This is a genomic window from Anaerolentibacter hominis (assembly GCF_032380675.1).
Taxonomy (GTDB): domain Bacteria; phylum Bacillota; class Clostridia; order Lachnospirales; family Lachnospiraceae; genus Anaerolentibacter; species Anaerolentibacter hominis.
The window spans coordinates 297,175-322,373 of the sequence record NZ_JAWDIX010000002.1 but is presented as its reverse complement, the minus strand read 5'-3'; the positions used below and the strand labels follow the sequence as shown (position 1 = coordinate 322,373).

The following is a 25,199-nucleotide window of genomic DNA, read 5'->3' as shown; positions in this document are numbered from 1 at the left end:
CTGTTTCGGTTCTATGTCTATTATACTTTGGCGCATCGGGTAATACAAGAAGTAAACATCCGTCTTATTCCCGTATTTTTCAACAAGATCTGACAGATCATCCGGTTATAGTTACTGATCTATTTCGTTCCTGCATTTTTCTGCACCGTCTGTCATTGTTTTCAGCAGCACAGAAGCATAAAACATTCCGTCTTTCTGTTCAAATTGCACCGTTCCATGATAGCGGGACGCAATCTCCCGCACAGAGGCAACGCCAATCCCGATTCCTGGCCGCTTGGAAGACAGGGGCGTACCTCCGTACCCCCCCCCCCGAAAAAAATTTAACCGGCGCTATGCACGTATTATCCACCAGGATAAGCAAAATCGAACTGTCTTGCTGCTTGATCCGGAGCTTGATAGACGTTCGTTCTGCAGTATCCCGTTTACAGGCCTCCACCGCGTTTTCCAGCAGATTCCCCAATAGCACAGTAATGTCCGTATCCGACACGGAGCAGTTCTCCGGATAGTCGATCCCGCTCATACCCACCTCAAACTCAATGCCGCTGTCACGCGCCAAAGCCGCATAGTAGCAGATCACAGCATTCACCGCATCATTACGGCAGTACCGCTCCCAGACATCCGGAGGAAGCTGGTCTTTATAGAGATCCAGGTACTCCGCAAGACCAGACTTATCATCCTGGTCGATATAGGACTGCACCACCGCCAGATGCTGCCGCAGGTCATGCCGGGCTTTCCTGGTTTCGTCCATGCGGGCAGCCAGCGTATCGAACTGCTTTTTCTGCGCCAGCAGGTCCCTTCCGGCATATTTCAGTGCTTCCTCCAGCTGTGTCCGGGCCCGTGAGGTTTCCAGCACTTTGAATGAGACGCTGGAAACATAGCAGGTCCCAAGCAGCAAAAGATAACGGGACACAAGAAACTGCCATGAGGCAAATGCATAAATATCTGTCACAGTACAGTAGAGCATACCAAACAGCATGGAAAACAACGGTATTTTCCAAAGCTGCCGCCACATCTGTGTATCCTGAATTTTCAGTGCTCCGGCTATGGTGCGGCCGAAAAATCGGAACATAAAAGGGCAGGTGATGAAATAGATCAAAATACGGGCAATATTATAAACCAGATATGGATGCGTCCCGGAAAAGTCAAAAAAGAACCGGCTCTCGATAAAATTCGCGTTTCCCAGCACAAAAAACTGCCATGCCAAAAACAGCAGCCAAGTAAACATCAGCTTGGAAAAACTGTCCCTTATCAGCAGAAACGCAAGAGCCAGATAAAGCAGCATAAAGCCGTAGCGCAGGATCGTTGTCCACTGCGCGGCTGCGGCAGAACCACCCAAATTGATATAGTAAAAGGCACCGCTGTAAGCCGCCGAAAGGAGGGTTTGCAGCAGCACGACATACCGGAAGGGAATTCGGAGCCGGTCCCGGAACAGCCAGTACCGGGGCAGTGTAAAAGGCAGGGCATCCAGAAACGGAAACAGCAGTATCATCAGTGTATTCATCATAATAGTGTATCCTCTCTTCCCTGCTGAAACAGATAAGAACTATACAATTCCTCCAGCTTTCTTTTCTCCCGGCGGGCGAAGGGTACCCTCACTCCGGTGTCCATCAGAAAATCAAAGCCGTCAATATATTTCACCCGTTCCGCGTTGACGATACAGCCCTTATAGCATGATAAAAACTGCGGATAGGGCGCAAGCATCTCCGCAACCTTCATGAACGGGATACGAAAGCGGAAAATACCGCGCCTTTCTGTATGTATCTGCGTATAATGACTGTCCCTGTCACACCAAAGAATTTCATGCAGCATAATCTTCTCCCCCTCCGGACAGATAAACCGTGCCTTTCTGATCTTTTCAATCCCAGCCATCTCCATTGTCTTTTCAAAATCTTCATATGCGTAGGGCTTCACCAAATAGCCGCAGGCTCTCACCCCATAGCTCTCAACCGCATGGTTTCTGCTGGCCGTAACAAATATAATCGACACAAGTTTATCCTTCTGCCGGATTGCTCTGGCAATATCCATACCGGAAATTCCAGTCATAAATTGGTCAATAAAAATGATATCCCACTCTTTCATTAACCCCGCCGACAAAAAATCCTCACCGCAGGTAAAATCCTCTATGACCGGCAATTCTCCCATGTAATGGCCGTCCAGATAACGCCTCAGAGAGCTGCGCAAGGATTCCCGGCACCGGTCCACATCATCTATGATAGCCGCTCTCATGTCAAAATCCCTCCTCTTGTGACACAAAACAGGATAATTTATCAATATAATTTTACCGCAGAAAACCGGTTTCTTCAACGCAAATTCAGGCCAAAACCTGCAGACTCAGGCCAGCTGCTGGAAAGCGGCCCCGAGTTCGGTTATCCTAAAAATGAGGACAGAGTTTAAACGGAAAGGAGAGCCGTATATGTGGATCATATTTATCTGTGATGATAACAAAGAGGAACGGAAACAATTGATTGAATTGACACGGCAGTACTTTAAAGAGAGAAAACTGGAAGCACAGGTAATCGGCTGTGCTGGCTGGCAGGAACTCGATGCCAGGGTAAAGCAGGCTCTGCCTGACGCCTTGATGATAGCGCAAAACGGTGTGGAGGGTTTAAACATCGTCACTGGCGCAAAGTTCCTTTCCCGGAGGATAATCTGGTTTTCCGATTTGGATTTTGGTATACAGGCATATCGGCTGTGTGTACCTTTTTTCTGTACAAAACCGGTTACATATCAAAAACTGGAACAGGCATTATCCCTGTTCATAAAACAAGAGGAGGAAAAGAAATTATGAGAGAGACAAGAAAATGGAGGGGCATCCTGTCATTGCTGCTGATCATCCTGCTGCTGACCGGGCAGTTTGGGACCCCAGTGCCGGTGAAAGGGGCAGCGGATTATTCCTTCGACAACGGTATATTGACCATAAGGACCAATGCAGCCACAACTGCCTGGCGCAATGATGCCTCCATAGATAAAGCCGCCGTGGTTTCTATTGTACTGGACAGCGGAGTGAGCAGTATCGGCAGCTCCGCCTTTCAGGACTGCACCAGCTTGGTCAGTATCACTATCCCGGGCAATGTGACTGAAATTAATCAATATGCCTTCCGTCGCTGTACCAGCCTGACAAACCTGACGCTGGAGAATGGCCTGGACGCCATCGGGAGCGGTGCATTTCAAAACTGCACCAGCCTGGCCTCTGTCGACCTGCCAAGCAGTGTACGTATTGTTGCGTTCAATGCATTTAACAGTTGTATCAGCCTGACTCAGATCAATTTGCCATCGGGTAATTCCACCTTTCAGAGTATTGATGGTGTTCTGTACCAAGACAATGGTCGGACACTCGTGATCTGTCCAAATGGAAAAGCCGGTGATTTTGTTATCCCCAGCGGCGTAACCACCATTGCAAATAACTCATTTCAATATTGCGCTGCTTTAACCGGTGTAACCATTCCAGATACTGTGACTGCCATTGGAAACAGCGCATTTTACGGCTGTACCGGCCTCGGCAGCATAATCATACCAGGAACCGTGAATTCTATTGGAAATTATACCTTCCAAGCCTGTACCGGTCTCAATAATATTACCATCTCTGACGGTGTAGCCAGTATTGGGACGCAGGCGTTTTTCGGCTGTGAGAACCTGACCAGCGTGACTCTCCCCAAAACGGTTACTTCCATCGGTAATCAGGCGTTTAAATACTGTTATCTCCTGACTGAGATCAATGCTGAACCAGGCAATACAGTCTATCAGAGCATAGATGGCGTGCTGTACAGCAATAGCGGCCAAACACTAAGTTTCTATCCCACCGGAAAACAAGGTTCTTTTGTCATCCCGGATGGAGTGACTGCTATTGGAGATTATGCATTTGACAGCTGTACCAGCCTGACCGACGTGACTCTTCCGCAAGGTTTGACAACGATTGAGGCATCTGCGTTTTATAACTGCGGAGGTCTCATCGGTGCCGTCATTCCAGATACTATAACCAGTATTAAAAGCAATTCATTTGCCTATTGTGCCTCTCTCACCGCTGTTATCATGGAATCCGCGTCTGCGCCCCCATTGGAATCCGGTGCGTTCAGCAATACACGGAATTTAATTATCTATATCCCTCAACATGCATCCGGCTATGATACCGGCCAGTGGGCCAGCCTGCAGACACAGGAGTACAGTCCTACCGATTCTCTTACTCTTTATCAGAACATTCTGGAACTGGAACCCGGCAAGACTGTCAATCTGACCCCCCAGCCGCAGCCCGGCAACGCGGTTCCCGTTGTCCTTTGGAAAAGCAGCGACAGCAAGGTAGCGACGGTGGACCAATTCGGAAGAATAACCGCCAGGGGGGAGGGCACGGCAATCATAACCGCTTCTTCGCTTCAGAATAAAAGCAAGACGGACACCTGTACTGTTAAAGTCCAAATGCCGTCAAGCGGCGGCAATCATTTCGTCGCCGTTCCCCAGGCTCCCAAAACAACGGATATCCCTGTGAAGGCCCTGGTCGGGCTGCCTCTTACCGTGAAAAAGGGTACGGCAGCCGGTACGACGGATGATGCAGGTACGGCGGCGGCTCTGGCTGAGGCGTTCAGAGATCCGAGGGCTGGGCAGAATGGTATTGCCGTATGGATGAATGCTGAAACCTCCCGCTCCTACAGCAGTTTTTCCATTCTCTTGAAGCGGATAACGCTTGACCGGCTGGTTACGGCCAGGGTGAAGTATCTCACCCTCAGCACCGATGTGATGGATCTGACCTTTGATTTCGCCGCGCTGCAGGAGATCGCCGCTCAATCAAGCGGGGACCTCACCTTCTCAGCAGTGAAAGAAACCGTTCTGACCGGAGATATGAAGTCTGCCGTCGGTTCCCGTCCGGCCTATCAATTGACCGTGTCCTGCACTCTAGCTGATGGCAGGACAGCCACCGTGGACAGCTTCGGGAAAGGCCAGGTAACTGTGGGCCTGGCCTATGAGCCTGGCGGAAAGGAACAAACCGGCAGCTTGTACCTTGTCCGCAGCGACAGTAAAGGCAGAGTCGAATGGCTGAATCACTCCGGCTATGTCAGAAACAGCGGAAATGTAACCGGTTCCGCCGGGCATTTCTCCCTCTACGGCGTGGGCTATCGTCCGGCTCCGGCATTTACTGACACCAGGAATCACTGGGCCAATGCCTATATTGACTTTGCGGCAAGCCGCGGCTTGATCCAGGGTACCAGCAGCACCAAGTTCCGTCCGGACGGCACTCTCACACAGAGCGGGCTCGTAACTGCGCTGGGCCGGCTGGCTGGCATTGACCCGGCTGACTATCCTTTTTCCGGCCGGTTCACAGATGTACCAACGGATGCCAGTTATGCCCCTTACGCGGAGTGGGCTGTCTCCGCCGGAATAGTAAATCATACCGGGAAAGTCTTTGGCCCGGATACCCCTGTCACCCGGGAACAGCTGGCGATTATCATGTATCAATATGCGGATAAGCTGGGGTATACTCTTAGCAGTGTTCGGGAGGCAATGGACTTTACAGACGCTTCCGCCATCTCCGCCGGTATGAAAACCGCGGTTCGGGCAATTCAGCAGGCAGGTATGATGAGCAGCAAAAGCGGCCGTCTGTTTGCTCCCAGGGACAAAGTTACCCGCGCCGAAGCCGCCGCCGTGCTGTACCGGTTTGCGGAAATGGTCATCAACCGTTCCGGCGGAGACGGCTGGGGACAAAATGACGCCGGCCGCTGGTCATACTATGAAAACGGAAAACCCATGACCGGATGGAAGCAGATTACTGATAAATGGTATTGCTTCGACTCTGACAGCTCTATGTATGACGGCAGTGAAAAAGAGATGAGCGGCAAGTGGTATACGGCTGTCCGAAACAAATTCTGGCCGGCAGTACCGAAGTAGACATACAGCATTATTTGGGTAAGTATTGACACCCAAACATATAAACAAAAAAACGGGCGCGGCTTTTGGCCGCACCCGTTTTATCATTCCCTTATGTATTTGCCGCTTCTTATTCTTCCGGCTCAGGATACCGCGCGGTAACAACTTTTCTGCGGGTATAGAAATCCACGCCGTCCTTGCCGTTGCAGTGCATGGAACCGTAGAAGGAGGACTTCCAGCCGGAGAATGGGAACATCGCCATCGGAGCAGGAACGCCCAGGTTAATACCCAGCATACCCGCGTCCACGTTTTCACGGAAATAACGGATCGCGTTAGCATTTGTAGTAAAGATACATGCACCGTTTGCAAATTCAGACTGATTTGCCAGCGCAACGCCCTCCTGCACATTCTTCACACGTACTGCACACACAACCGGAGCAAAGATCTCGTCTTTCCAGATTGTCATATCCGTGGTTACATCTGCAAAAATAGTAGGCCCGATAAAGTAGCCTTTATCATCCATTCTCTCACGGCCGTCCAGCACCAGTGTGGCACCTTCCGCAATTCCCTTTTCAATATAGGAAACCGTACGTTTCAGATTCTCCTCACGTACAACCGGCCCGAGGAAAACTCCGTCATCCAGGCCGTTGCCCATCTTCACTTCTTTGGATCTCTGAACGAATCTCTCCATGAACTCATCATAAATTGCGTCCTCGATACACAGAACCGCACAGGCCATGCAGCGCTCTCCGGCAGAACCGTAAGCCGCGCCCAGAATATTGGTGATAGTCTCATCAATATCGGTATCTTTCAGAACGATAGTATGATTCTTGGCGCCGGTCAGACACTGAACTCTCTTCAGGTTTTCCGTTGCTTTCTTATATACATAGGCGCCAACCGATTTGGAACCAACAAAGGAGACAGCCTTAATATATGGGTTCTCACAGATGCCGTTTACCACATCGTGGGCACCGTAAACAACATTGAACACACCCTTGGGGATACCGGCCTGCTCAATTAAGGATACGACCTTCTCCGTACACAGAGGCGCTTTCTCAGACGGTTTCAAAATAAAGGTATTGCCCACCGTGATTGCCATCGGGAACATCCAGAACGGAACCATCATCGGGAAGTTGAAAGGAACGATTCCTCCCACAACGCCCACCGGATAACGATAGCTGGTTCCCTCAACATTTGTAGCAATTGTGGAGAGAGAATCCCCCATCATCAGAACAGAAGCGCTTCCCGCCACTTCCGTATTCTCGATACCTCTCTGTACCTCGCCTCTGGACTCGCTGAGCGCCTTGCCGTTCTCCAGTGTAACCAGCTGAGCCAGCTCTTCTCTGTTTTCTTCCAGCAGCTGGCTGAGACGGAACATAAAACGCGCACGTCTTGGAATCGGCACCTTCTTCCAGCTCTCAAATGCCTTCTGTGCAGCTTCAGCCGCATAGTCCAGTTCTTCCCTGGTGGAAAGCGGACATCTGCAGATTACTTCCTTTGTTGCCGGATTTATAACATCCTCAAACTGTGTTGCCTTGCTTTCTACCCATTCGCCGTTAATATAATTTTTCAAAATCCGCGGTTCTGCCATTTCGTTTACCTCCCGAACTAAATCTTTCCTTTTTTATCGGAACTCCACATTGCCGGAGTACCCTATTTCTATTTTCTTATTATCAGACCCGCTTGTCAACCGAATCTTTGTAAATATTGTATATTTTTCAAAACAACTGACGCCTCCGCTTGTTCATATTGTCAAAAAATAATCAATCTTTTCCGCAATCAGCAGGGATTACCCGTAAATATATACCGGAGATTCACAGAATACCCGCCGCCGCTCGTTAAACCTTTGACGATCCTTCTTACAGATAATCCGGTTGCGCCGCTCTTAAGGTCACGATATACTAAAAGAAAGTAATTTGCATACAGAATGAAAACAGGGGGAGCTATATGAATTTATATTTACTGACCGCAGCGGCCATCGTCCTCCTCTGCGTATTTCTCAACAAATTATCGGATAAAATCGGGATTCCCATGCTGCTGGCTTTTATTCTTCTGGGAATGTTATTCGGTACAGACGGCATTTTGAAGATTCACTTTGAAAACTTTCAATTTGCCGAACAGATCTGTTCCATCGCTCTGATCTTTATCATGTTCTATGGCGGGTTCGGCACTAACTGGAAGACAGCCCGGCCGGTCGCCTTAAAGGCGTTCCTGCTCTCTACCATCGGTGTAGTATTGACCGCTTTTCTTACCGGTATTTTCTGCTACCTTGTTCTGGGCTTTTCCTGGCTGGAAAGCCTCCTTCTGGGATCAGTGATCGGCTCCACCGACGCTGCGTCCGTATTCTCCATACTCCGTTCAAAGAAAATGGGGTTAAAGTACCATACCGATTCGCTGCTGGAGCTGGAAAGCGGAAGCAATGATCCGTCTTCCTACATGCTCACAATGATCGTTCTCACCATAATGACCAGTGAAGTGACGGCAGGGTCCATTTTCCGCATGATTATATTCCAGTTCGGCTTCGGCATCCTGGTGGGGCTTGGTATGGCAGCCGCGGCCCGTTTCGTCCTTGAAAAAGTCACGTTCACCACCGCCGGCTTTGATATGGCCTTCGTAACAGGAACCGCCCTGCTCACCTATTCCTTTTCTTCCATGCTGGGCGGAAATGGATACCTGAGTGTTTATCTGTGCGGGATTTTGCTGGGCAACACCAAAATACACAATAAGAAGTCCCTTGTTAACTTCTTCGATGGGATTACCGGGCTGATGCAGATGCTGATCTTTTTCCTGCTGGGCCTTTTATCCACCCCCTCCGAGATCCCGAAGATACTTATACCGGCCCTGCTTATCTTTTTATTCCTCACCCTGATAGCAAGGCCCTTATCCGTATCTGCAATACTCTCCCCGTTTCGCTGCAAACGCAATCAGCAGCTGTTAGTTGGTTTTTCCGGGCTCCGCGGCGCAGCCTCCATCGTATTTGCTATCATGGCCGCCATCCATCCGGCGGCTCTGAGTCAGGATATGTTTCATATTGTCTTCTGTATCGTACTTCTCTCCATTGCGCTGCAGGGTTCTCTCCTTCCTGCCGTGGCAAAGAAGTTTACTATGACTGACACAGAGGCGGACGTCATGAAAACATTCAGTGACTATGATGAGGCCGGCGATCTCCACTGCTTCCAGGTCACGGTGCCAAAGGGCCATGCCTGGGCAGGCAAAACTCTGCAGGACATCGTCCTTCCTCCTGAAACACTGATTATTCTTATCATCAGAAACGATACCAGAATCATACCCGACGGCCAGACCCGTTTTGTTCCCGGTGATACCGCTGTCATCAGCGCCTATTCCTTTCACGGCAGTCAGATGATGCAGCTGCGGGAACAGAAAATAACGGCCGGCAGCTCTCTGGCTGACCGGCCGCTTCATGAATTTCCCTCTGAATCCGGGGAATTAGTTGTGATGATCCTCCGGAATGACAAAGCAATTGTGCCAGGCGGGGACACAATTATTCGGAGAGACGACACCCTGGTTATTCACTCCGCCTGAGTGAGGCTGACAAAAACGCCGCCATTGGAGACAATGGCGGCGTTTTTGATGCAGCTCCCCGTAACAAGGTTCACCGCATCGCTGTATTTTCTATTTCTCCCATGGGTATACCACACCCCACTCCGCCCGCAGGCCATCCATCAGCTTTAACATGCGGATGGTCTCGGCATGAGGCATCTGGGGACATTCCAGATCGCCGTTTTGAATCGCTTCGATACAGGCCTCCACCTCATACTCATAGCCGCTGATCTGCTCCGGGGCAGGAATTTCCTGAATCAGCTCCCGGTCCAGATTATAGACCCGGATCGCTTCACTGTTGTTGATATTCTGGACCTCGATAAAGCCCTTATCTCCGCTGATCACGCCTCTGCGGTCAGACAGACCGTAGCAGCTGCTGTAAAGCACAGCAATTCTGCCGTCCTCATAGGTAAGAGTGATGCTGTTCTGGCCGTCAACGCCTTTTTCCGTAATCACTGCGGAGGATGTGATGTTCTTAATCTTATCTCCGAATGCCATTATCGCAAAATTAAGAGGGTAGATTCCCATATCCAGCAGGGCGCCTCCTGCCAGCTCCGGCTGTGCGAGCCTTGGTTTATTGTAATTTATGTAACCCAGGTTGGCAGTCAGCACGGCCGGTTTCCCGATGATGCCGCTCTCCAGCACGTCATTTAAAATCTGGCGCATGGGCATATATCTGGTCCAGATGGCCTCGGTGATCAGAAGCTTCTTTTCCTTTGCCAGGGCGAAGATTTTCTCCGCTTCTCCCGCATTAGAGGTAAATGCCTTCTCACACAGCACGTGTTTGCCATGCTCCAAACAGAGCTTCGCGTGCTCAAAGTGATGGGAATGGGGCGTGGCGATGTAAACCAGCTCTACCTCCGGGTCCTCTACCATTTCCAGATAAGAGCCATATGCTTTCTCAAACCTGAATTCTTTGGCAAATGCCTCGGCCCTGCCGTAATCTCTGGCCGCTACCGCATAGCATTCAACCGATTCCATCCTTGACGTGGTATAAGCCATCAGGCGGGCAATCCCTCCGGCTCCCAGAATTGCTAATTTCATACTGATACCCTCCTTTTCTTATATAAGCAAATAACGCGTAAATGCCAGCAGCATTCCGCGTTATTTCTCTTTCTATTTCCATACTGCACTAAATTCAGTATAAACCAGGAAACAGACCTCTGTCAAAATGATTTCAACAGCCGGTCAATATTCACTTTTTTGCCGATCACCATCAGATGCTCATCCTCCCGCAGAATATATTCTGCCGGCGGCAACGCATTGACATTCCCATCTTTCTTCGTCGCCATCACACTCACATGATACTTGGCCCGGATGTCCAGTTCCTTGATACTTTTACCGATCCAGCCCGGCATCGGCCTGATCTCATAGATGGAGAAGTCATCGGACACTTCTATATAATCATAGACGTGGTTGGCGCTGTATCGCACCGCAATCTTCTCCGCCACATCCCGGTCCGGATAAACCACCTCATCCGCTCCGTTGCGCAGCAGGAACTTGGCATGGATATCCCGGTTTGCCTTGCTGATCACCCGCTTGCCGCCCAGCTCTTTCACCAGGCTTGTTATCTCCAGGCTGCTCTGGAAATTCGTTCCGATGCAGACAAATATCTCATCAAAATTGCCGATACCCAGACTCTTCAAGACATCCACATTCGTACAGTCACCAATCTTGGCACTTGTCACATAGGGGACAAGATCCTCGATCATTTCCTCCCGGATATCTACAATCATAACCTCATTTCCCAAAGATACCAGCTTACTGCACAAATGGTGCCCAAACTGGCCCATGCCTATAATCAACATTGATTTCATGTCTATTCTTATGCACTCGCAGGAACACTCCCGCCAAATCTGCCCGGTTTGTACCTTTGATTACGTTGAAAGACGGGCAGTATGCATCTCTCCTTCTCAACCTATATTTCTTTCAACTATTATCTGGAAGCAAACGCTTATTTAACCTACTGTAATCTTCTCCTCCGGCTGCTGAATATGGGGCACCTTTTTCCTGTCGGTAAAGGACAGGGCAAAGGACAGACTGCCGATTCTTCCGGAATACATCAAAAGTATGATTACAATCTGCGAAACCACCGTCAGATCCCTCGTGATTCCGGTAGACATACCCACCGTGCCGATCGCGGAAAAGACCTCAAACAGCACGTCGGTCAGCGGAATCCCCTGGATGGATGTTATCACAAGCGCCGCAATCAGAGACAGGCCCAGATTGATACAGAAAATAGCACTGGCCCTCTTGATTGCCTCATCCTCAAAACGCCGTCCGAAAATATTGCAGCCATAGCTTCGTTTCAAAGTAGAACGCAGGAATACAGCCAGAACAATAATCGTCGTCGTCTTGATACCGCCCGCGGTTGAACCGGGGCTGCCGCCGATGAACATCAATATCATACTAAGCAATTTACTGCTGTCTGTCAATGCCGCCGTATCCAGCGTGTTAAAACCCGCCGTTCTCGGCGTCACGGAGCTGAACAGGGAAGAAAGCACCTTCCCGCTCACGGACATATCGGACATCAGGTTATTGCGCTCAAACAAGTAAAATAGTACCGCACCTCCTACAATCAGACTGGCCGTTGTAACCAGCACAATCTTCGTATGTAGATGATACTTCTTGATATTCAATTTGTTCTTGGAGATATCGTCCCAGACAATAAAACCAATACCGCCGATTACGATCAGTCCCATAATCGTAAGATTGACGATCCAGTCGTCGTAATATCTTGTCAGAGAAGAATATGGAGAAAAACGTCCCATCAGATCAAATCCCGCATTGCAGAACGCGGAAATAGAATGGAACACACCATAATAAAGCCCTCTTGCGAAGCCCAGTTCCGGGATAAATCGGGCAGCAAGCAAAACCGCGCCAGTACCCTCAAAAATACAGGTGCCGAAAATAATTTTCTTGGCCAGCTTAACCACACCGCCGATCTGAAGAGTGTTCACGCTCTCCTGGAGCATCCCTCTCTCCTTCAGGCCGATCCTTCTGCGCAGCACAAGAGAAAAAAGTACGCCGACAGTCATAAAACCCAAACCGCCGACTTGAATCATAAACAATATAACACACTGGCCGAACAGCGTCCATTTACGGAACGTATCGGCAATGACGAGTCCCGTCACGCAGGAAGCACTTGTCGCTGTAAATAAAGCATCCAGCGGGTTGGTCCATTCTCCGGACCGGCTGGAAATCGGGAGCATCAGCAGCAAGGTACCTGTCATGATAATAATGAAAAATCCCAGTGCAATCACCCTCGCCTGTGAAAGCCTGGGGGGTTTTTTACCCATCTCTCTACTCACCACCTAACCTACACTCTATTCTATCTCAATAACTGTTAAGATGGAATAAAGAAAGTGAGACTTTATGTTAAGAAGGCATAAAGATTCCTGTACGGCAATGTTTATACAGGCGTTCTCATTCTATTATTCTCCGGTACATCGCCGGGTTCTGCAAAACAGAATCTTTATATCACTTTAGTGTCACTGCTTTTTATAGCATTTACCTTAACAAAAATCCTTATTCATTTGTCAGGAAGGAAGGCACCGGTTCGGAACGGACTGATGCCTTCCTTGATATACGATCGTAGTCAACAGAGCAAAAAATATTTCATTTAAAATTACCGTTCAGTTATTAAGGTCAAAGGATTGATTCATCTGTAAAATCTTTGGAGTTATTTTAAGAAATGATTGTGCGAAAAGAGGGTCAAACAAGGTTCCGGCTCCGGCCAGTATTACCTCACATGCCTCTTCATGTGAAACAAGTCGTCCCGGTACGCCGGGATACCTGTCATAATTAGAATGGCCGGCTATTCCTCTCGTCAGCCGGTCATATGCTTCTGCGATGGCACAGGCTCTGCCGGCAGGTGATATCGCCGTTCCTGATTTGCCAAATGGATAACCTGACCCGTCCCAGTGCTCGTGATGATCCACAGCCACATCGTAAGCCAGTTTTAAAACCGTAATTTCCCGTTCATCCAGGGAGTCTCCCTTTTCCATAACCCCGGATAAGATTTTCTCCGCTCCCAGACAGCAGTGATTCACCGTCCAGCCCGAATCTCCCGGCGGGCTCTCCCTGATCTGCGTTTCATCGCCGGCACTGCCGATATCGTGTAAAAGCACGCTCTCAAACAGCACCGGCAGGAGCGTCCGGTCCATCCCAGGCTCCCCTGCATAGATGCCGTCTTTCAGCCCCTGTTCGTACAAAAGGCAGGTATAAGCGGCAACTCTTCTGCCGTGAAACCTGTCTTCGTACGTGGATACTTCCATATCATTCAATTGTAATCCTCCTGCATCCCCCAAGCTTTCCCGATTACACACTTATTGAATCATTTTAAAAAAAGAAGCGATATTTGTCAATATTCTCGCTTCTTTTTTCCCTATTATCAGTATATTTTAGGTTATATTCTGCATATTGTACCTTTGTCTGGCATACAGGATCGCACCGTCCACCCCGTTAAAATCCCCTGATTCACTGTAAAACAGCTCCAGAGACTGGTCCGGGAAAGGTTTTCTTACATATTGATGCAATTGTCTCTCAAACTTCTCCCTGGAAAAGCCGGGCATATTTAAAATACCGCCGCCCAGGACAATCCCGTCCGGATTCAGCAGATTAATCTCCGCAGCCGCTGTGACCCCCATCGCATCAACAAAATCCTCAAGTGCTTCGCTCTCACCGTGCCGGACAAACAATTCTTCCATAGGAGTATCCGGAAAAAGGCTTTCTTTTAACTGCTGTAGACGCCAGCCGGAGGCAAAATTCTCCGTGCAGCCTGGATTTCCGCAGTTACAGATTTCCTTCCTCCCGTACATCGGAATATGTCCCAGCTCTCCGGCCGCGCCGTCCTTGCCGGTCAGCACGCTGCCATTCAGCATAATCGCGTTCCCGATACCCGTTCCATAATAAATGCCGATCACGATACCTTCTTCCGGCAGATGAAGCACCTGTCTGTCATGGTACAGTAACATCGTCACATCCTTTGCCAGTGTGACCGGAGCCTGGAGCCGTCTGGTCAGTTCCGTCCCCAGATCCCGGTTATCAAAACCGTGAATATTGGGGCAGGACAGTACATGGCTTCCGTCCCTGCTGAGGGTTCCTGGTATTCCCATTGCGATGGCCAGAATCTGCCCGTCCGGAATCTGCTCCATACAATATGCACGGATAAAGTCCTCCAGCGCCTCCGCCACATCCCGGCGGGCGAGCAGTTCCCTGGAAGACACTTTTTTTAGTCCGAATGGCCGTCCGTCAGGACCCGCCAAACCGATTCTTAAATTCGTTCCGCCGATGTCAATTCCAATAAAATAACCTTTTTTCATCACTATACCCCTGCATATCGCAGGTTTTACCTGCGATACTGCCTTAATCAGTAGTTTGAAGCTTTAGTCCTGGCTGTTCTCCCGTATCAGTCCCGTCCTGTAACATTCCACCAGCTGTTTCAAGTCTTCTATTCTCTCATGCAGCAAAACCCCCAGATCCGTGTCGTGGATCATAAGCCGGAAGGGCATCGTCTCCACCCTGGTCACCCGGGATGTATTCTCCTGTCTTCTGCTGGGGTCGAAGGGTCTGTGCTCCGCCAGATTCAGCCCATGAGAATTGAAAATCAGCGTGTAGCCCGCAATTCCGGTCTTGGACTGATAGGCCTTGGAAATTCCTCCGTCGATGACGAAGAGCTTTCCTCCGCCCTTCACCGGGTTTTCCCCCTCCTTCACCGGCACATGACCGTTGATAATATGGGTTCTCTCCCGGTCTCCCAAACCGAATTCTTCCAGAATCCGTTCGCAGACGTCTCTGGATTTGCTCAGTTCATAGTAGGGATTAAATATCTCTTTATGTATCTCACCGCGCTTTATAAAATATCCTTCAAAGGCAGTCATCTTGCTCTTTCCGTAGACCGGGGACTTTCTGCCGCACCACAGATACCACATAAAGTCACAGGCATTTTCCTTCTTCTTCGTTCCCGGCTTGAGAAAATACGCATCCACAACCTGCCTGTTAATATAGTCCAGCAATTCTCTTCCCGCCAGTTCTTTGCCTCTGGCCGTTTCCATACTCTCAAAACTGCCGTCCTCCCGCATGGGAATACAGCCGTGGAACAAAAGATTATTGTTATAGCACTTGTACAGACTTCCGTGGGAGTACAAAAACCGCATATGCTCATGGAGCAGAGTACTGTGGCGAAATGATGCGCAGATCACATTCAGCAGATCCTCTTCCTCCCTGGTCAGGGCCGTAGGGTCAGCCGGATCGACGGTTGGAAACAGCCGGTCCCTCAGCGGATACGCTTTCCCCTCAATTTGTATCGTCCCCTCGCCATAGTCAATGGCCTCCAGCATCCGCCTGTCTTCCATCTCATATTCCGGATGACGCTTAATCAGCTGTCCCTCCAGCTTGAACTGGATGATCGCAATCGCCTTGTGCATTTTGGCCGCCAGATGCTTGTCCACCGGGTCGTATTTATTTTCATCCAGCAGATGGGGAAGAAATACTTTGCAGGGATCATCCCGGTAGACCTTAGCCGCAAATTCAGACAGGGCCCTCAGATTGATTCCGTAGCCATCCTCCAGTAAATCAAAATTGTTATAGCTGATTGCCATACGGATCACATTTGCCACCAGCGCTTTGCAGCCGGAAGCCGCTCCCATCCAGGAAATATCGTGGTTGCCCCACTGAAAATCAATCTGATTGTAAGCCATAAGCTCATTCATGATAATATCAGCCCTGGGCCCACGGTCAAAAATATCACCGATAATGTGAAGCCGGTCAATGCACAAGCTTCGGATTACACCGCACAGGGCAATAATAAAGCTGTCCGCAACCTGTATTTCCACCAGCGCGCTGGCAATCTCACCATAATAGCGTTCTTTGTCAATATCATTGTCCGCATGGAGCAGCTCATCAATGATATAAGCATATTCCTCCGGAAGCTGCTTGCGCACCCGGCTTCTGGTGTATTTGCCGGAAACCTCCTTGCATACCTCCACCAGCCGGAAGATCGTGATTTTCTTCCAGTCCTCCCGCTTCTTGCCTTCCAGTTTCAGCGCCGCCAGAAAATCTTCCGGGTAATAAATCAGACTTGCGAGCTGTTCCCGGTCTTCCTCAGATATTGTTCTGGAAAATGCATCGTCGATTTTAGAACGCACCATACCGGACGCGCTGCGCAGCAAATGCAGAAACGCCTCATATTCTCCGTGTATGTCGCTGAAAAAATACTCCGTTCCCTTGGGAAGGCAGCAGATTGCTTTCAGATTAACAATTTCACTGGCAGCCGCCTCCATGGTGGGATACTTCCCGGCCAGCAGGCGCAGATATTTTTCCTCTGCCATTCTTCTATTCTATGCCGCCCTTTTGCTGCGGCATATCCTCCCTTCTCTGTCTTTGTCCGATTTTCAGCTTATCCTTCTCCGGACATTCCTTCAGGAAATCTCTACCGTAACCCTGGGCCAGCCGGCCTGTATCTTCTTCTCCAGCTGGTCAAGAGGCAGCAAGCCTCCCAGCGTATCGTAGGAAGCAACACAGCAGGCCCCTGTAGCCAACGCATACTGCATACATTTTTCCGGAAGCATACCTTCTATAACTCCGGTCAAAAATGCTGCAATGGTGGTATCTCCGCAGCCGGTAGCAGACGCAATGCGTTCCGGCACAAAGCTCTTTTCAAACCAGCCAAGATCCGCCCACTTTCCTGCATCCAGGCCCAGATTCTTACCTATCTTTTTCAGCCGTTCTTCCCCCGCCGTGCAAAAATACACGCCTGGCACCCCGCACTTAAGCAGCACAATTGCCGCACCGTATTCAATGGCCTGACGGGCTAACGGCTCCACATCCTCTTCCAGAGAAACCAGCTCTGTAATATCCCGGTTCTCCTCTGCTGCCCTGCGCCGTAACTCATCCCGGCGCTCCGGTTTGAACATCAGCAGCATCTCTTCAATGCTCGGTACAAAAAAATCCACAAAGGGCAGTGTCCTCTTTAATATGTAATTCCAGTCACACCGGGCGGCATTCGAAGTCTCTTCAATCGGAGACATATCAAGGGATGTGGCCATGCCAAGAGCATGAGCCCGCTCCATCATCCGCACCAGCTCTTCCCCGTCATTCGGGTACATCCTGTCCATCGTGCCAGGATACCCAAAGTGAAACAGCACCGCGTCCCGTATCCCTTCAAAATCAATATCCGCCGCAGAAAACCTGGCACTCGCTCCTGGACAATGGAAAAAAGTCCGTTTATCCACACCTGCCGGTGTGAGCGTCAGCGTATAGGCCGTCGCGGTATTTTCCTCCACAACCGTACCGTCAATCACCGGATGTCCCTTTAAAATATCCTGCACGATCCTGCCGGTAATATCATCACCCAGTTTCGCAATCACCCGTACGTCAAAAGCATCCTGCCCCAATTTGGCAAGACCCAGACCGGTATTGCCCACAGAACCCCCGATACACATATCCATTCCCAACATCGGCACCATGTGTCCCGGCTCAATATGTTTCTTAAAATCATCACCGGCCAGAGGAGACGCAATCGGAGTCACATCCAGACAAATCTGCCCTGCCGAAACCACCAGCTTTTTCATCACCCTAATCTCCCATCATTCAAAAACAATTTCACTTACGGCCCCGCCGCAACTTTCACTCGTTCTTCATTATTCCTTCTTCATTATTCCTTCTTCATTATTCCTTCTTCCTTCCTTATTCCCTATACAGCCCCTGCTTCTTCCAGCCCTTCTTAATCCTCTCTTCCAGCTGGTCAAAGGTCATCACGCCGGTCAGCGAGTCATATTCCTCCACACAGGAAGCGCCGGTTCCTACCGCATACTGCAGGCATTTTTCCAGCGGATATTCCATCAGCATGGAATTTAAGAAGGCGGCAATGGTAGTGTCTCCCGCACCGACACCTGATTTCACCACTTCTGCAACATAGCTTTCCTCAAAGCGCTCCTCATTTGCCCATGATTTCAGATAATCCGCCACCTGAGAGCCAGCCTTCGCCAGCGTCTCCTCATCTGCCGTCCTCAGATATATTCCCGGCAGGCCGCATTTAATCAGAACAACCTTCGCGCCCCACTCCATCAGCTGATCCGCCAGAGGCTTGATATCTTTGCTGATGGACAGATGTTCCGTCACATCACCGCCGTCTGCCCGGCGAAGCCACTCGTCAAATAACGGCCGGTCCATCATAAATGCCAGCTCCGCAGCACTTGGAACAAAGAAATCCACATAGGGGATGATCTCCTTGATCAGCTTTCTCCAATCAGTTTTAGCCGCCTCGGAAGCCGGATCAATCATAACCATATCCAAAGACGTGGCAACCCCCATCTCTTTGACTTTCTTAAATATCTTGATCATCTCACTGCCGCCGTCCACATACATCTGCTTCATAATACCAGGGTATCCAAAGTGGAACAGGGCCGCATCTTTAATATCCTCAAAATGAATATCATCGTAGCAGAATGTATCATTCACACCTGCATACTGTACAAACATACGGTCCAGACCCTTGGGAGCCAGCACAACCGTACAGGAAGTATTAACCTTCTCGTCTGTAATCAGGTAATCCGCACTGCCGCCGGCTGCCTTTAACATATTCCGGATCACATCGCCAAAAGAATCCTTTCCAACCTTGCCCATATAGCGGACATCAGCACCCTGCTTCTGCATCGCAAGACCGGTATTGGGAACAGCTCCTCCCAAAAACATCTCAAAATCATCCACACTGGTAAGCTTGCCGGGCAGCAGCACATCCTCCACCCTTTTGTTCTCCTTCGGCGGAAAAACCGGACATAAATCCAGACAAATCTGACCCGCCACAACCGCTGTTTTCTTCTTCATTTTATTCTCTCCTTCTTCTATATTCATTCTATTTTTATACCCCAGCATATCTATTTTTCACAACATATATCATTCTTCCTTTTTCACTGGGTGCAAACATAAATACCTGGCCTATTTTCACTCACACAAAGTGTGATTTTCACTGTCCCGAAGGGACATTTTTCACTTGCGGCTTTGCCGCAACTTTCACTTTCCCTTCCATTCCTCCCTCTTCCTTACTCAGTGATGATGATGCTCTTCCAGTTTTATCGCGTCCACCGAAAGATTCAGCACGGCCCGAAGTTCGTCCTGATCCATATCCAGAAACTGCGCCAGTTCATGAATATCCGGTTTCTTGCCGTTTTCCTCCTCGAATTTCTTAACCGCCTCCTGAACCAGATCGGACTGCACCGTGCTCTTCTGTCCCAGTGCGGTCTGATTATTGTGTTCATAAACAGCCTGCTCCAGGGTATCCAGCACTGCGCGTTCCACCTCATTTCGCCAGCTGCTGCTGGCTTCCTCCCGGGCGGCTTCCAGTCCCATAACCAGTCCGATATTTCCCTCCTGAATCAGATCTTCCAGGTTTATTCCCTGATCCTTATAGGTCATCGCCGCATCTATTACCATTCTTAAGTTTCCCTCAATCAGCCGCGCTCTCGCCGCCTGATCTCCGTTCAGAAACCGTTCAAACAGGTAATCCTCCTCTTCCTGGGTTAAGGAAGCAATTTGATCCAGATCATCCTTGTACATGGCGAGAAAGGCAGAATCCTTTGCCAGCAGTTCAAATTCATCTTCTTCTGTCTCTTCCTCCGTCTCTTCATTCACGACCGCCGGCGGCAGATAGCCCTTCACGCGGATCTGATTTTCCGCGAGGAAGGCATAAACCAGGTCCATCTGCTCTTCCTTCAGTTCTCCGAAAAATCTCCGGACTTCCTCCTGGGTCAGCACATTTCCTTTTATCTGGGCCTGCTCCACCATATCCCTCAACCTATTCTGAAACGACTCTTTATCCATTCACGCCTTCCCTCCATTTATTTTCAGACTATTTTCGACATTATTCGGTTCTTTCTCATATTATTATCATATAAAAATATAGTATTTTACAACAATTGGGTTGTCAAGGAATTCGATTGAAAAAAAGCCTATTGACAACCCAATCTGCTACCGCTATAATCAAGGCATCTGTTAAATTTGCGGTTTACAATTTTACATATACACTACACGACAGGCTGGAAGCGAAATGCTGCCAGCCTGTTCTCATGTTCAGTTCTGTTTTTCACCACCGACGCTTATCGGTAACAAACGTTGAAGCGTCCAGTACCAGATCACAGCTTTCACGGACTTTAAAATGATCAAAATACTTATTTTCCATGGGAATCCACTCACTTACAAAACGCTCGTGCATGGCGTCGCCGTTTCTCTTTCGGATACGCCGGCTCTGCTCTTCAAAAGGTAGGGAAAGAAAAATCCGGAGCGTATAAGGATTTCCAAAATAGGGATGAAGCGCATAGGCTCCCTCTATCACTGCAAGCCGGTTACTTTTTACTAAAATCCGTTCCGCCAGGCAGCCCGCCCCGCAGTCATATCTCTGATAGGTAACATCCCGCCCCGCAGTCAGGGGCTTCATCACCTCTTCCTGAAATCTCTCATAATCCACATTTCCGCCCGGTTCACTCAATCGTTCCTTCGTTTTCCTCACCTCAGGCAGAAAGAAATCATCCATATGAAAGACTGTACAGTCATACTTTTCTTTCAGATAGCCGGCCAGGGTTGTCTTCCCGGAAGCACAGTTGCCGTCTATCCCCAAGAACACAAACTCTTTCTCCGGCAGCTCCCGGTTAATCCGTTCACATAGTTTGTCCAGTGCAGACATTTACGATTCCCCCTGCTCGTCATCCTTTTTATGGGTAAGCCGGTAGATCAGCAGAATGGCATAGAGAAAAACCGGAATAAAAAAAGTGCTGAACAGACAGGCTTTAAACAGTCCTGCCGTGGCAGGTGTGGAAAAGATGGCGGAGATCAGCGTGGCAACATAGAGTCCGCAGAGCAGTATAACACCGGTCAAGGCCAGAATACGCTTTAATTTTTTCAAGAGTGATACTTCCTTTCTTTACAGATTAGGGCGTCAAAAGCACCGTAGGTGCTATACACAGAGTCAGTGCGCACTGTTTTGACACCCTAATCTTTACAGTTTGTATATCCGGATAGAACATTAACAAAATATACAAAATACTATACACGAAAAAGGAAAAAGCCGCAACCAGATGTACTGGAAAACGGCTTCTTAAAAACGTTTCTGTATAGGGAAAATCAGTGTCTATGATTCAAAGGCCCGCAGCTGCAGATTCGTAAATTGTTATATCAGAGTACGTTTCTTCCATTTGCCCCGGACAAAAAAGAGAAAATCCCCCGGCGCGGTTACGCGCCGAAGGATTTTCCAAAGGGGAGGATAAGTAGTTTTTCTTTTCATTCGTAATCGGTCCCGTTCCTTGTAATTTGTACTTGGGACTAATCATAGTATCACCGCTTTGACACGGTTTATACATCTTGTCAGAAGAAAAAAAGGATGCTATACTACAAAACAGCAGAAAACGCGTAAAGGAGAAGAAATATGAGTTTACTTACTGATTGGAGAGCCTATGCCTACCAGAGGGAAATGAACGAAAAAGAAGAGCAGCTGTTCTGGCTGTCTTATTTTGATATGGAAAAAGGCGTCTATGAAAAATTGCTGTCGGAGCCGGATGCCGCCGTATCCGGGACGGTAAAAGAGCTGGCGGAACGTTACGGCCTGGAATTAAATTATTTTGTAGGATTCTTAGACGGAATCAACGACAGTCTGAAAGAGAAAAATCCAATTGAAGAGATGGATGAGAATACCGTAGTCAGCCTGGATTTTGATAAAGAAAAATTATACTATAATATGGTAGGTGCAAAAGCGGACTGGCTCTATGAGCTTCCTCAGTGGGACGCTATCCTCACACCGGAGAGAAGAAAAGAATTATATCTGGAACAGAAAAAGTCCCATACCGTAGTAAAGGGCAAAAAAGTGGGCCGGAACGATCCGTGCCCCTGCGGCAGCGGCAAGAAATATAAGAATTGCTGCGGAAGATAATATAAGGAAACGAAACGTGCGCGGCCGGAATTCCCGGCCGCGCATTCTTCTTTAATATAGAAAGACAAAGGAAAAGACACCAAATATCATGTATACCGCAAACGCGGCAAATAATTACCCGGACAAAAAGAAAAGCCATGGTCAGAAAACTCTGCCATAGCCTTTCATTCTTCATCTTTTCTTTTTTACTTGCCTTTCCGTTCTTTCTTCTTCCCTATTCCTTCTTCATTGCCTTTTTCATTACTCCTCTTAAACACCACACTTCCATCCGGCTCAATCCGTTCCAGATTTTCATATTCCTCCGTCTCCACCGGAAGGTGCTTCCTGCTGAGAGAACGCTTTACAAGGAACGTGATAAAAGAATAAATAATCGCAAAGGTCGGCACGCCCACGATCATTCCCACAAATCCAAACAGGCCGCCGAAGAGCAAAATTGCAAACATAACCCAGAAGCCAGGGAGCCCCGTGGAGTCCCCCAGGATCTTCGGCCCGATAATATTGCCGTCAATCTGCTGCAATACCAGAATAAAGAGAACAAAATAAATGCATTGAATCGGATTTACAATCAGTACCAGCAGGGCACTGGGAATCGCGCCGATGAACGGCCCGAAAAACGGTATGATATTCGTCACACCGATGATAATGCTGATCAGCATCGCGTAGGGCATATTGAACACCGTCATACCGATAAAACAGAGTATGCCGATAATAAGAGAATCCAATAGCTTGCCGCTGATAAAACCGCCGAATACCTGATGGGCATGGCGCAGGCCGCCAATCACTTCATTTGCCCAGTCGATCTTCATGCAGCTGTATGCAACCTTCTTCCCCTGGCAGGCAAATTTATCCTTCATGTTCAGCATATAAACCGCAATAATCAGGCCGATAACGATATTCTTCATCACCATCAGTGTGGAATAAATACCGGAAGAAAGGCCGCCGACAAAAGTATTGAGCTGAGGCATCAGATCCTTGGTAGCCCAGTTCTGGAAATAGGTCAGCACCTTCTCTGACAGCATTACCGCTGTTTCTTCCAGCTGCGGATTATCCACAAATATATTTTCAAACCAGGTCTGGATTTTATTAATCATCTGAGGGATATCCCCTACAATAGACATAATACTGTAGGCCACCTGCGGTATAATGATAGCCAGCAGACCGCCCACGATCAGCACGATAAACAGTACGCTGGCCAGAGTTGCGGTAATCTTGGAAATCTTCTCAATCGTTCTCTCATTGGACATCTGCCTGCGCAGCACCTTTGCCGCCCCTCTCTGCGTCCGGTTAAATACCGGCACCAGCAGATAGGCGATCACAAAACCATAGATAAACGGGCTTAATATACCCGCAAGCCAGCGAAAACTATCCTTTATCGTTCCCATCTTAAACACAATAAAGATCAAAATAAGACCGGCTCCAATCACCGCAAGCGCAGTGAGGCCCGCGTATAGATATTTTTTAAAATTCTCCTGATCCTTCATTTTTCCCTGTGCTTTCCGCAGCCACGCCGCTCATTTACTTATTTCCTGTTATCCAGATTCTTCCTGTTCCGAAGCCTGGTTAAACGTTCCTTTATCTGTTTCTCATATCCCAAATCCCCCGGAACATAAAACACTCTGTCCTTCAGTTCATCCGGCAAATACTGCTGCTCCACATAATGTTCCTCGAAATCATGTGCATACTGATATCCGATCCCGTTGCCCAGATCCTTTGATCCAGGGTAATGAGCATCCCGGAGATAGGGTGGTATCGTGCCGGTCTTTTCCTCCCGCACCGTACGCATCGCCGCGTCAATCGCCATAACGGCAGAATTGCTCTTCGGCGCGCAGGCTACATAAGAAGCAGCCTGGGACAGGATAATCTGCGACTCCGGCATCCCGATCCGCTCCACGGCCTGAGCCGCGGCGGTTGCCACAACAATAGCATTGGGATCTGCGTTTGAAACATCCTCCGAAGCGCAGATCATAATACGGCGTGCGATAAATTTCACATCCTCCCCGGCATACAGCATCCGGGCGAGATAATATACAGCGGCATCCGGGTCTGACCCCCGCATGCTCTTGATAAATGCAGATATGGTATCGTAATGGTTATCCCCGTTTTTGTCATAGCGCAGCACCCTCTTCTGGATGCACTCCGAGGCCACGTCCATTGTAATGCGGATCAGGCCGTCCTCACCCCGCTCTGTAGTCATGACCGCCAGTTCCAGGGCATTCAAGGCATTCCTGGCATCCCCGTTGGCCACATCCGACAGAAAATCCAGGGCATCTTCCTCTATCACCGCTTTGTAGGTTCCCATCCCTTTTTCTTTGTCCGATATCGCCCTTTTCAGAAGGGTTTTAATATTCTCCGCCGTCAATGACTTTAACTGAAAGATAATGGAGCGGGAAATGAGAGCTCCGTTTACCTCAAAATAAGGATTTTCCGTGGTAGCACCGATCAATATAATCGTTCCATCCTCCACAAATGGAAGGAGGTAATCCTGCTGACCCTTATTAAACCGATGAATCTCATCAATGAACAGAATCGTGCGTTTTCCGTACATTCCCAAGTTCTCTTTTGCCTTTTCTACAACTGTCTCCATATCCTTTTTACCGGCCGAAGTGGCGTTGATCTGGGTAAACAGACTGCTGGTTGTTGCTGCGATTACCTTGGCAAGAGTGGTCTTCCCGGTTCCGGGCGGCCCGTAAAAGATAACAGAACTGATCTTATCCGCCTTAATCGCGCGGTAAAGCAGTTTATCTTTTCCAATAATATGCTCCTGCCCCACCACCTCTTCCAGACTGGTCGGACGCATCCGGCCGGCAAGGGGAGCCTCTTTTTCCATTGTATTCTCCCTCATATAGTCAAATAAATCCATAGTAAT

At 48.9% G+C, this 25,199-nt stretch carries 21 protein-coding genes; 4 read left to right on the top strand and 17 right to left on the bottom strand.

Annotated elements, in window-relative coordinates; genetic code table 11:
• Positions 1-111: 111 nt before the first annotated feature.
• Genes ABCW47_RS10665 through ABCW47_RS10655 form a run of 3 tightly spaced genes read right to left on the bottom strand, consistent with a single transcriptional unit; the run spans position 112 to position 2,226 of the window.
• A complete protein-coding gene (locus ABCW47_RS10665) occupies positions 112-243 on the bottom strand; it encodes an ATP-binding protein (RefSeq protein WP_343209902.1) in 132 nt (43 codons plus the stop codon).
• Positions 200-1,504: a sensor histidine kinase gene (locus ABCW47_RS10660; protein WP_343209901.1), complete on the bottom strand. Its 1,305-nt coding sequence runs from the start codon at positions 1,502-1,504 to the stop codon at positions 200-202. Before ABCW47_RS10660 ends, ABCW47_RS10665 begins: the two co-directional genes overlap by 44 nt.
• Entirely contained in the window at positions 1,501-2,226 is a 726-nt protein-coding gene (locus ABCW47_RS10655) for a LytR/AlgR family response regulator transcription factor (RefSeq protein ID WP_343209900.1), read from the bottom strand. Before ABCW47_RS10655 ends, ABCW47_RS10660 begins: the two co-directional genes overlap by 4 nt.
• 187 nt (positions 2,227-2,413) lie before the next feature.
• Between ABCW47_RS10655 and ABCW47_RS10650 the strand changes: the two genes are divergently transcribed.
• Both ABCW47_RS10650 and ABCW47_RS10645 read left to right on the top strand, forming a co-directional pair.
• Entirely contained in the window at positions 2,414-2,788 is a 375-nt protein-coding gene (locus tag ABCW47_RS10650) for a hypothetical protein (RefSeq protein ID WP_343209899.1), read from the top strand.
• On the top strand, positions 2,785-5,874 hold the full coding sequence (locus ABCW47_RS10645) for a leucine-rich repeat protein (RefSeq protein WP_343209898.1): 3,090 nt from the start codon (positions 2,785-2,787) through the stop codon (positions 5,872-5,874). Before ABCW47_RS10650 ends, ABCW47_RS10645 begins: the two co-directional genes overlap by 4 nt.
• Before the next feature lie 109 nt (positions 5,875-5,983).
• Here ABCW47_RS10645 and ABCW47_RS10640 read toward each other — a convergent pair whose 3' ends face one another.
• On the bottom strand, positions 5,984-7,444 hold the full coding sequence (locus ABCW47_RS10640; protein ID WP_343209897.1) for a CoA-acylating methylmalonate-semialdehyde dehydrogenase: 1,461 nt from the start codon (positions 7,442-7,444) through the stop codon (positions 5,984-5,986).
• A 356-nt stretch (positions 7,445-7,800) separates the two neighbouring features.
• Between ABCW47_RS10640 and ABCW47_RS10635 the strand changes: the two genes are divergently transcribed.
• Positions 7,801-9,396, top strand: a complete 1,596-nt coding sequence (locus ABCW47_RS10635) for a potassium/proton antiporter (protein WP_343209896.1) — start codon at positions 7,801-7,803, stop codon at positions 9,394-9,396.
• 90 nt (positions 9,397-9,486) lie between these two features.
• Here the strand turns inward: ABCW47_RS10635 and ABCW47_RS10630 are convergent, their stop codons facing one another.
• The 11 genes from ABCW47_RS10630 to ABCW47_RS10580 all read right to left on the bottom strand — a co-directional run bounded on the left by ABCW47_RS10630 (position 9,487) and on the right by ABCW47_RS10580 (position 21,313).
• Positions 9,487-10,458 (bottom strand): Gfo/Idh/MocA family protein, encoded by a 972-nt coding sequence (locus tag ABCW47_RS10630; RefSeq protein ID WP_343209895.1) that lies wholly within the window; start codon positions 10,456-10,458, stop codon positions 9,487-9,489.
• Between the two features lie 122 nt (positions 10,459-10,580).
• Entirely contained in the window at positions 10,581-11,231 is a 651-nt protein-coding gene (locus ABCW47_RS10625) for a potassium channel family protein (RefSeq protein ID WP_343209894.1), read from the bottom strand.
• Between the two features lie 141 nt (positions 11,232-11,372).
• Entirely contained in the window at positions 11,373-12,728 is a 1,356-nt protein-coding gene (locus ABCW47_RS10620; protein WP_425516073.1) for a TrkH family potassium uptake protein, read from the bottom strand.
• A 321-nt stretch (positions 12,729-13,049) separates the two neighbouring features.
• Positions 13,050-13,691 carry an HD-GYP domain-containing protein gene (locus ABCW47_RS10615; protein WP_343210061.1) on the bottom strand — a complete coding sequence of 214 codons (642 nt, stop codon included), beginning with the start codon at positions 13,689-13,691 and terminating at the stop codon, positions 13,050-13,052.
• A gap of 126 nt (positions 13,692-13,817) precedes the next feature.
• Positions 13,818-14,738 (bottom strand): allose kinase, encoded by a 921-nt coding sequence (gene alsK / locus ABCW47_RS10610; RefSeq protein WP_343209892.1) that lies wholly within the window; start codon positions 14,736-14,738, stop codon positions 13,818-13,820.
• A gap of 63 nt (positions 14,739-14,801) precedes the next feature.
• Entirely contained in the window at positions 14,802-16,745 is a 1,944-nt protein-coding gene (locus ABCW47_RS10605) for a fructose-1,6-bisphosphatase (protein WP_343209891.1), read from the bottom strand.
• Positions 16,746-16,835: 90 nt separating this feature from the next.
• Positions 16,836-17,987 (bottom strand): carbohydrate kinase family protein, encoded by a 1,152-nt coding sequence (locus tag ABCW47_RS10600; protein WP_343209890.1) that lies wholly within the window; start codon positions 17,985-17,987, stop codon positions 16,836-16,838.
• Between the two features lie 115 nt (positions 17,988-18,102).
• Positions 18,103-19,242: a carbohydrate kinase family protein gene (locus ABCW47_RS10595; RefSeq protein ID WP_343209889.1), complete on the bottom strand. Its 1,140-nt coding sequence runs from the start codon at positions 19,240-19,242 to the stop codon at positions 18,103-18,105.
• Positions 19,243-19,461: 219 nt separating this feature from the next.
• Positions 19,462-20,235, bottom strand: coding sequence for a sigma-70 domain-containing protein (locus ABCW47_RS10590; protein ID WP_343209888.1), 774 nt, complete (start codon positions 20,233-20,235; stop codon positions 19,462-19,464).
• Positions 20,236-20,497: 262 nt separating this feature from the next.
• A complete protein-coding gene (locus ABCW47_RS10585; RefSeq protein WP_343209887.1) occupies positions 20,498-21,094 on the bottom strand; it encodes a uridine kinase family protein in 597 nt (198 codons plus the stop codon).
• Positions 21,095-21,313 carry a hypothetical protein gene (locus ABCW47_RS10580; protein ID WP_343209886.1) on the bottom strand — a complete coding sequence of 73 codons (219 nt, stop codon included), beginning with the start codon at positions 21,311-21,313 and terminating at the stop codon, positions 21,095-21,097. It abuts the gene before it with no gap.
• A 519-nt stretch (positions 21,314-21,832) separates the two neighbouring features.
• On the opposite strand from ABCW47_RS10580, the gene ABCW47_RS10575 reads away from it, so the two are divergent.
• Positions 21,833-22,333, top strand: coding sequence for an SEC-C metal-binding domain-containing protein (locus ABCW47_RS10575; protein ID WP_343209885.1), 501 nt, complete (start codon positions 21,833-21,835; stop codon positions 22,331-22,333).
• 185 nt (positions 22,334-22,518) lie between these two features.
• Here ABCW47_RS10575 and ABCW47_RS10570 read toward each other — a convergent pair whose 3' ends face one another.
• Positions 22,519-23,814 carry an AI-2E family transporter gene (locus tag ABCW47_RS10570; protein ID WP_343209884.1) on the bottom strand — a complete coding sequence of 432 codons (1,296 nt, stop codon included), beginning with the start codon at positions 23,812-23,814 and terminating at the stop codon, positions 22,519-22,521.
• 38 nt (positions 23,815-23,852) lie between these two features.
• Positions 23,853-25,193: a replication-associated recombination protein A gene (locus ABCW47_RS10565; protein ID WP_343210060.1), complete on the bottom strand. Its 1,341-nt coding sequence runs from the start codon at positions 25,191-25,193 to the stop codon at positions 23,853-23,855.
• Between the last annotated feature and the right edge of the window lie 6 nt (positions 25,194-25,199).

Excerpts from the sequence above, each read along its gene's own strand:
- ABCW47_RS10660 (WP_343209901.1), bottom strand. The coding sequence starts at position 1,504 with ATGATGAATACACTGATGATACTGCTGTTTCCGTTTCTGGATGCCCTG.
- ABCW47_RS10655 (WP_343209900.1), bottom strand. The coding sequence starts at position 2,226 with ATGAGAGCGGCTATCATAGATGATGTGGACCGGTGCCGGGAATCCTTG.
- ABCW47_RS10650 (WP_343209899.1), top strand. The coding sequence starts at position 2,414 with ATGTGGATCATATTTATCTGTGATGATAACAAAGAGGAACGGAAACAA.
- ABCW47_RS10645 (WP_343209898.1), top strand. The coding sequence starts at position 2,785 with ATGAGAGAGACAAGAAAATGGAGGGGCATCCTGTCATTGCTGCTGATC.
- ABCW47_RS10640 (WP_343209897.1), bottom strand. The coding sequence starts at position 7,444 with ATGGCAGAACCGCGGATTTTGAAAAATTATATTAACGGCGAATGGGTA.
- ABCW47_RS10635 (WP_343209896.1), top strand. The coding sequence starts at position 7,801 with ATGAATTTATATTTACTGACCGCAGCGGCCATCGTCCTCCTCTGCGTA.
- ABCW47_RS10630 (WP_343209895.1), bottom strand. The coding sequence starts at position 10,458 with ATGAAATTAGCAATTCTGGGAGCCGGAGGGATTGCCCGCCTGATGGCT.
- ABCW47_RS10625 (WP_343209894.1), bottom strand. The coding sequence starts at position 11,231 with ATGAAATCAATGTTGATTATAGGCATGGGCCAGTTTGGGCACCATTTG.
- ABCW47_RS10615 (WP_343210061.1), bottom strand. The coding sequence starts at position 13,691 with ATGGAAGTATCCACGTACGAAGACAGGTTTCACGGCAGAAGAGTTGCC.
- alsK (WP_343209892.1), bottom strand. The coding sequence starts at position 14,738 with ATGAAAAAAGGTTATTTTATTGGAATTGACATCGGCGGAACGAATTTA.
- ABCW47_RS10605 (WP_343209891.1), bottom strand. The coding sequence starts at position 16,745 with ATGGCAGAGGAAAAATATCTGCGCCTGCTGGCCGGGAAGTATCCCACC.
- ABCW47_RS10600 (WP_343209890.1), bottom strand. The coding sequence starts at position 17,987 with ATGAAAAAGCTGGTGGTTTCGGCAGGGCAGATTTGTCTGGATGTGACT.
- ABCW47_RS10595 (WP_343209889.1), bottom strand. The coding sequence starts at position 19,242 with ATGAAGAAGAAAACAGCGGTTGTGGCGGGTCAGATTTGTCTGGATTTA.
- ABCW47_RS10590 (WP_343209888.1), bottom strand. The coding sequence starts at position 20,235 with ATGGATAAAGAGTCGTTTCAGAATAGGTTGAGGGATATGGTGGAGCAG.
- ABCW47_RS10585 (WP_343209887.1), bottom strand. The coding sequence starts at position 21,094 with ATGTCTGCACTGGACAAACTATGTGAACGGATTAACCGGGAGCTGCCG.
- ABCW47_RS10575 (WP_343209885.1), top strand. The coding sequence starts at position 21,833 with ATGAGTTTACTTACTGATTGGAGAGCCTATGCCTACCAGAGGGAAATG.
- ABCW47_RS10570 (WP_343209884.1), bottom strand. The coding sequence starts at position 23,814 with ATGAAGGATCAGGAGAATTTTAAAAAATATCTATACGCGGGCCTCACT.
- ABCW47_RS10565 (WP_343210060.1), bottom strand. The coding sequence starts at position 25,193 with ATGGATTTATTTGACTATATGAGGGAGAATACAATGGAAAAAGAGGCT.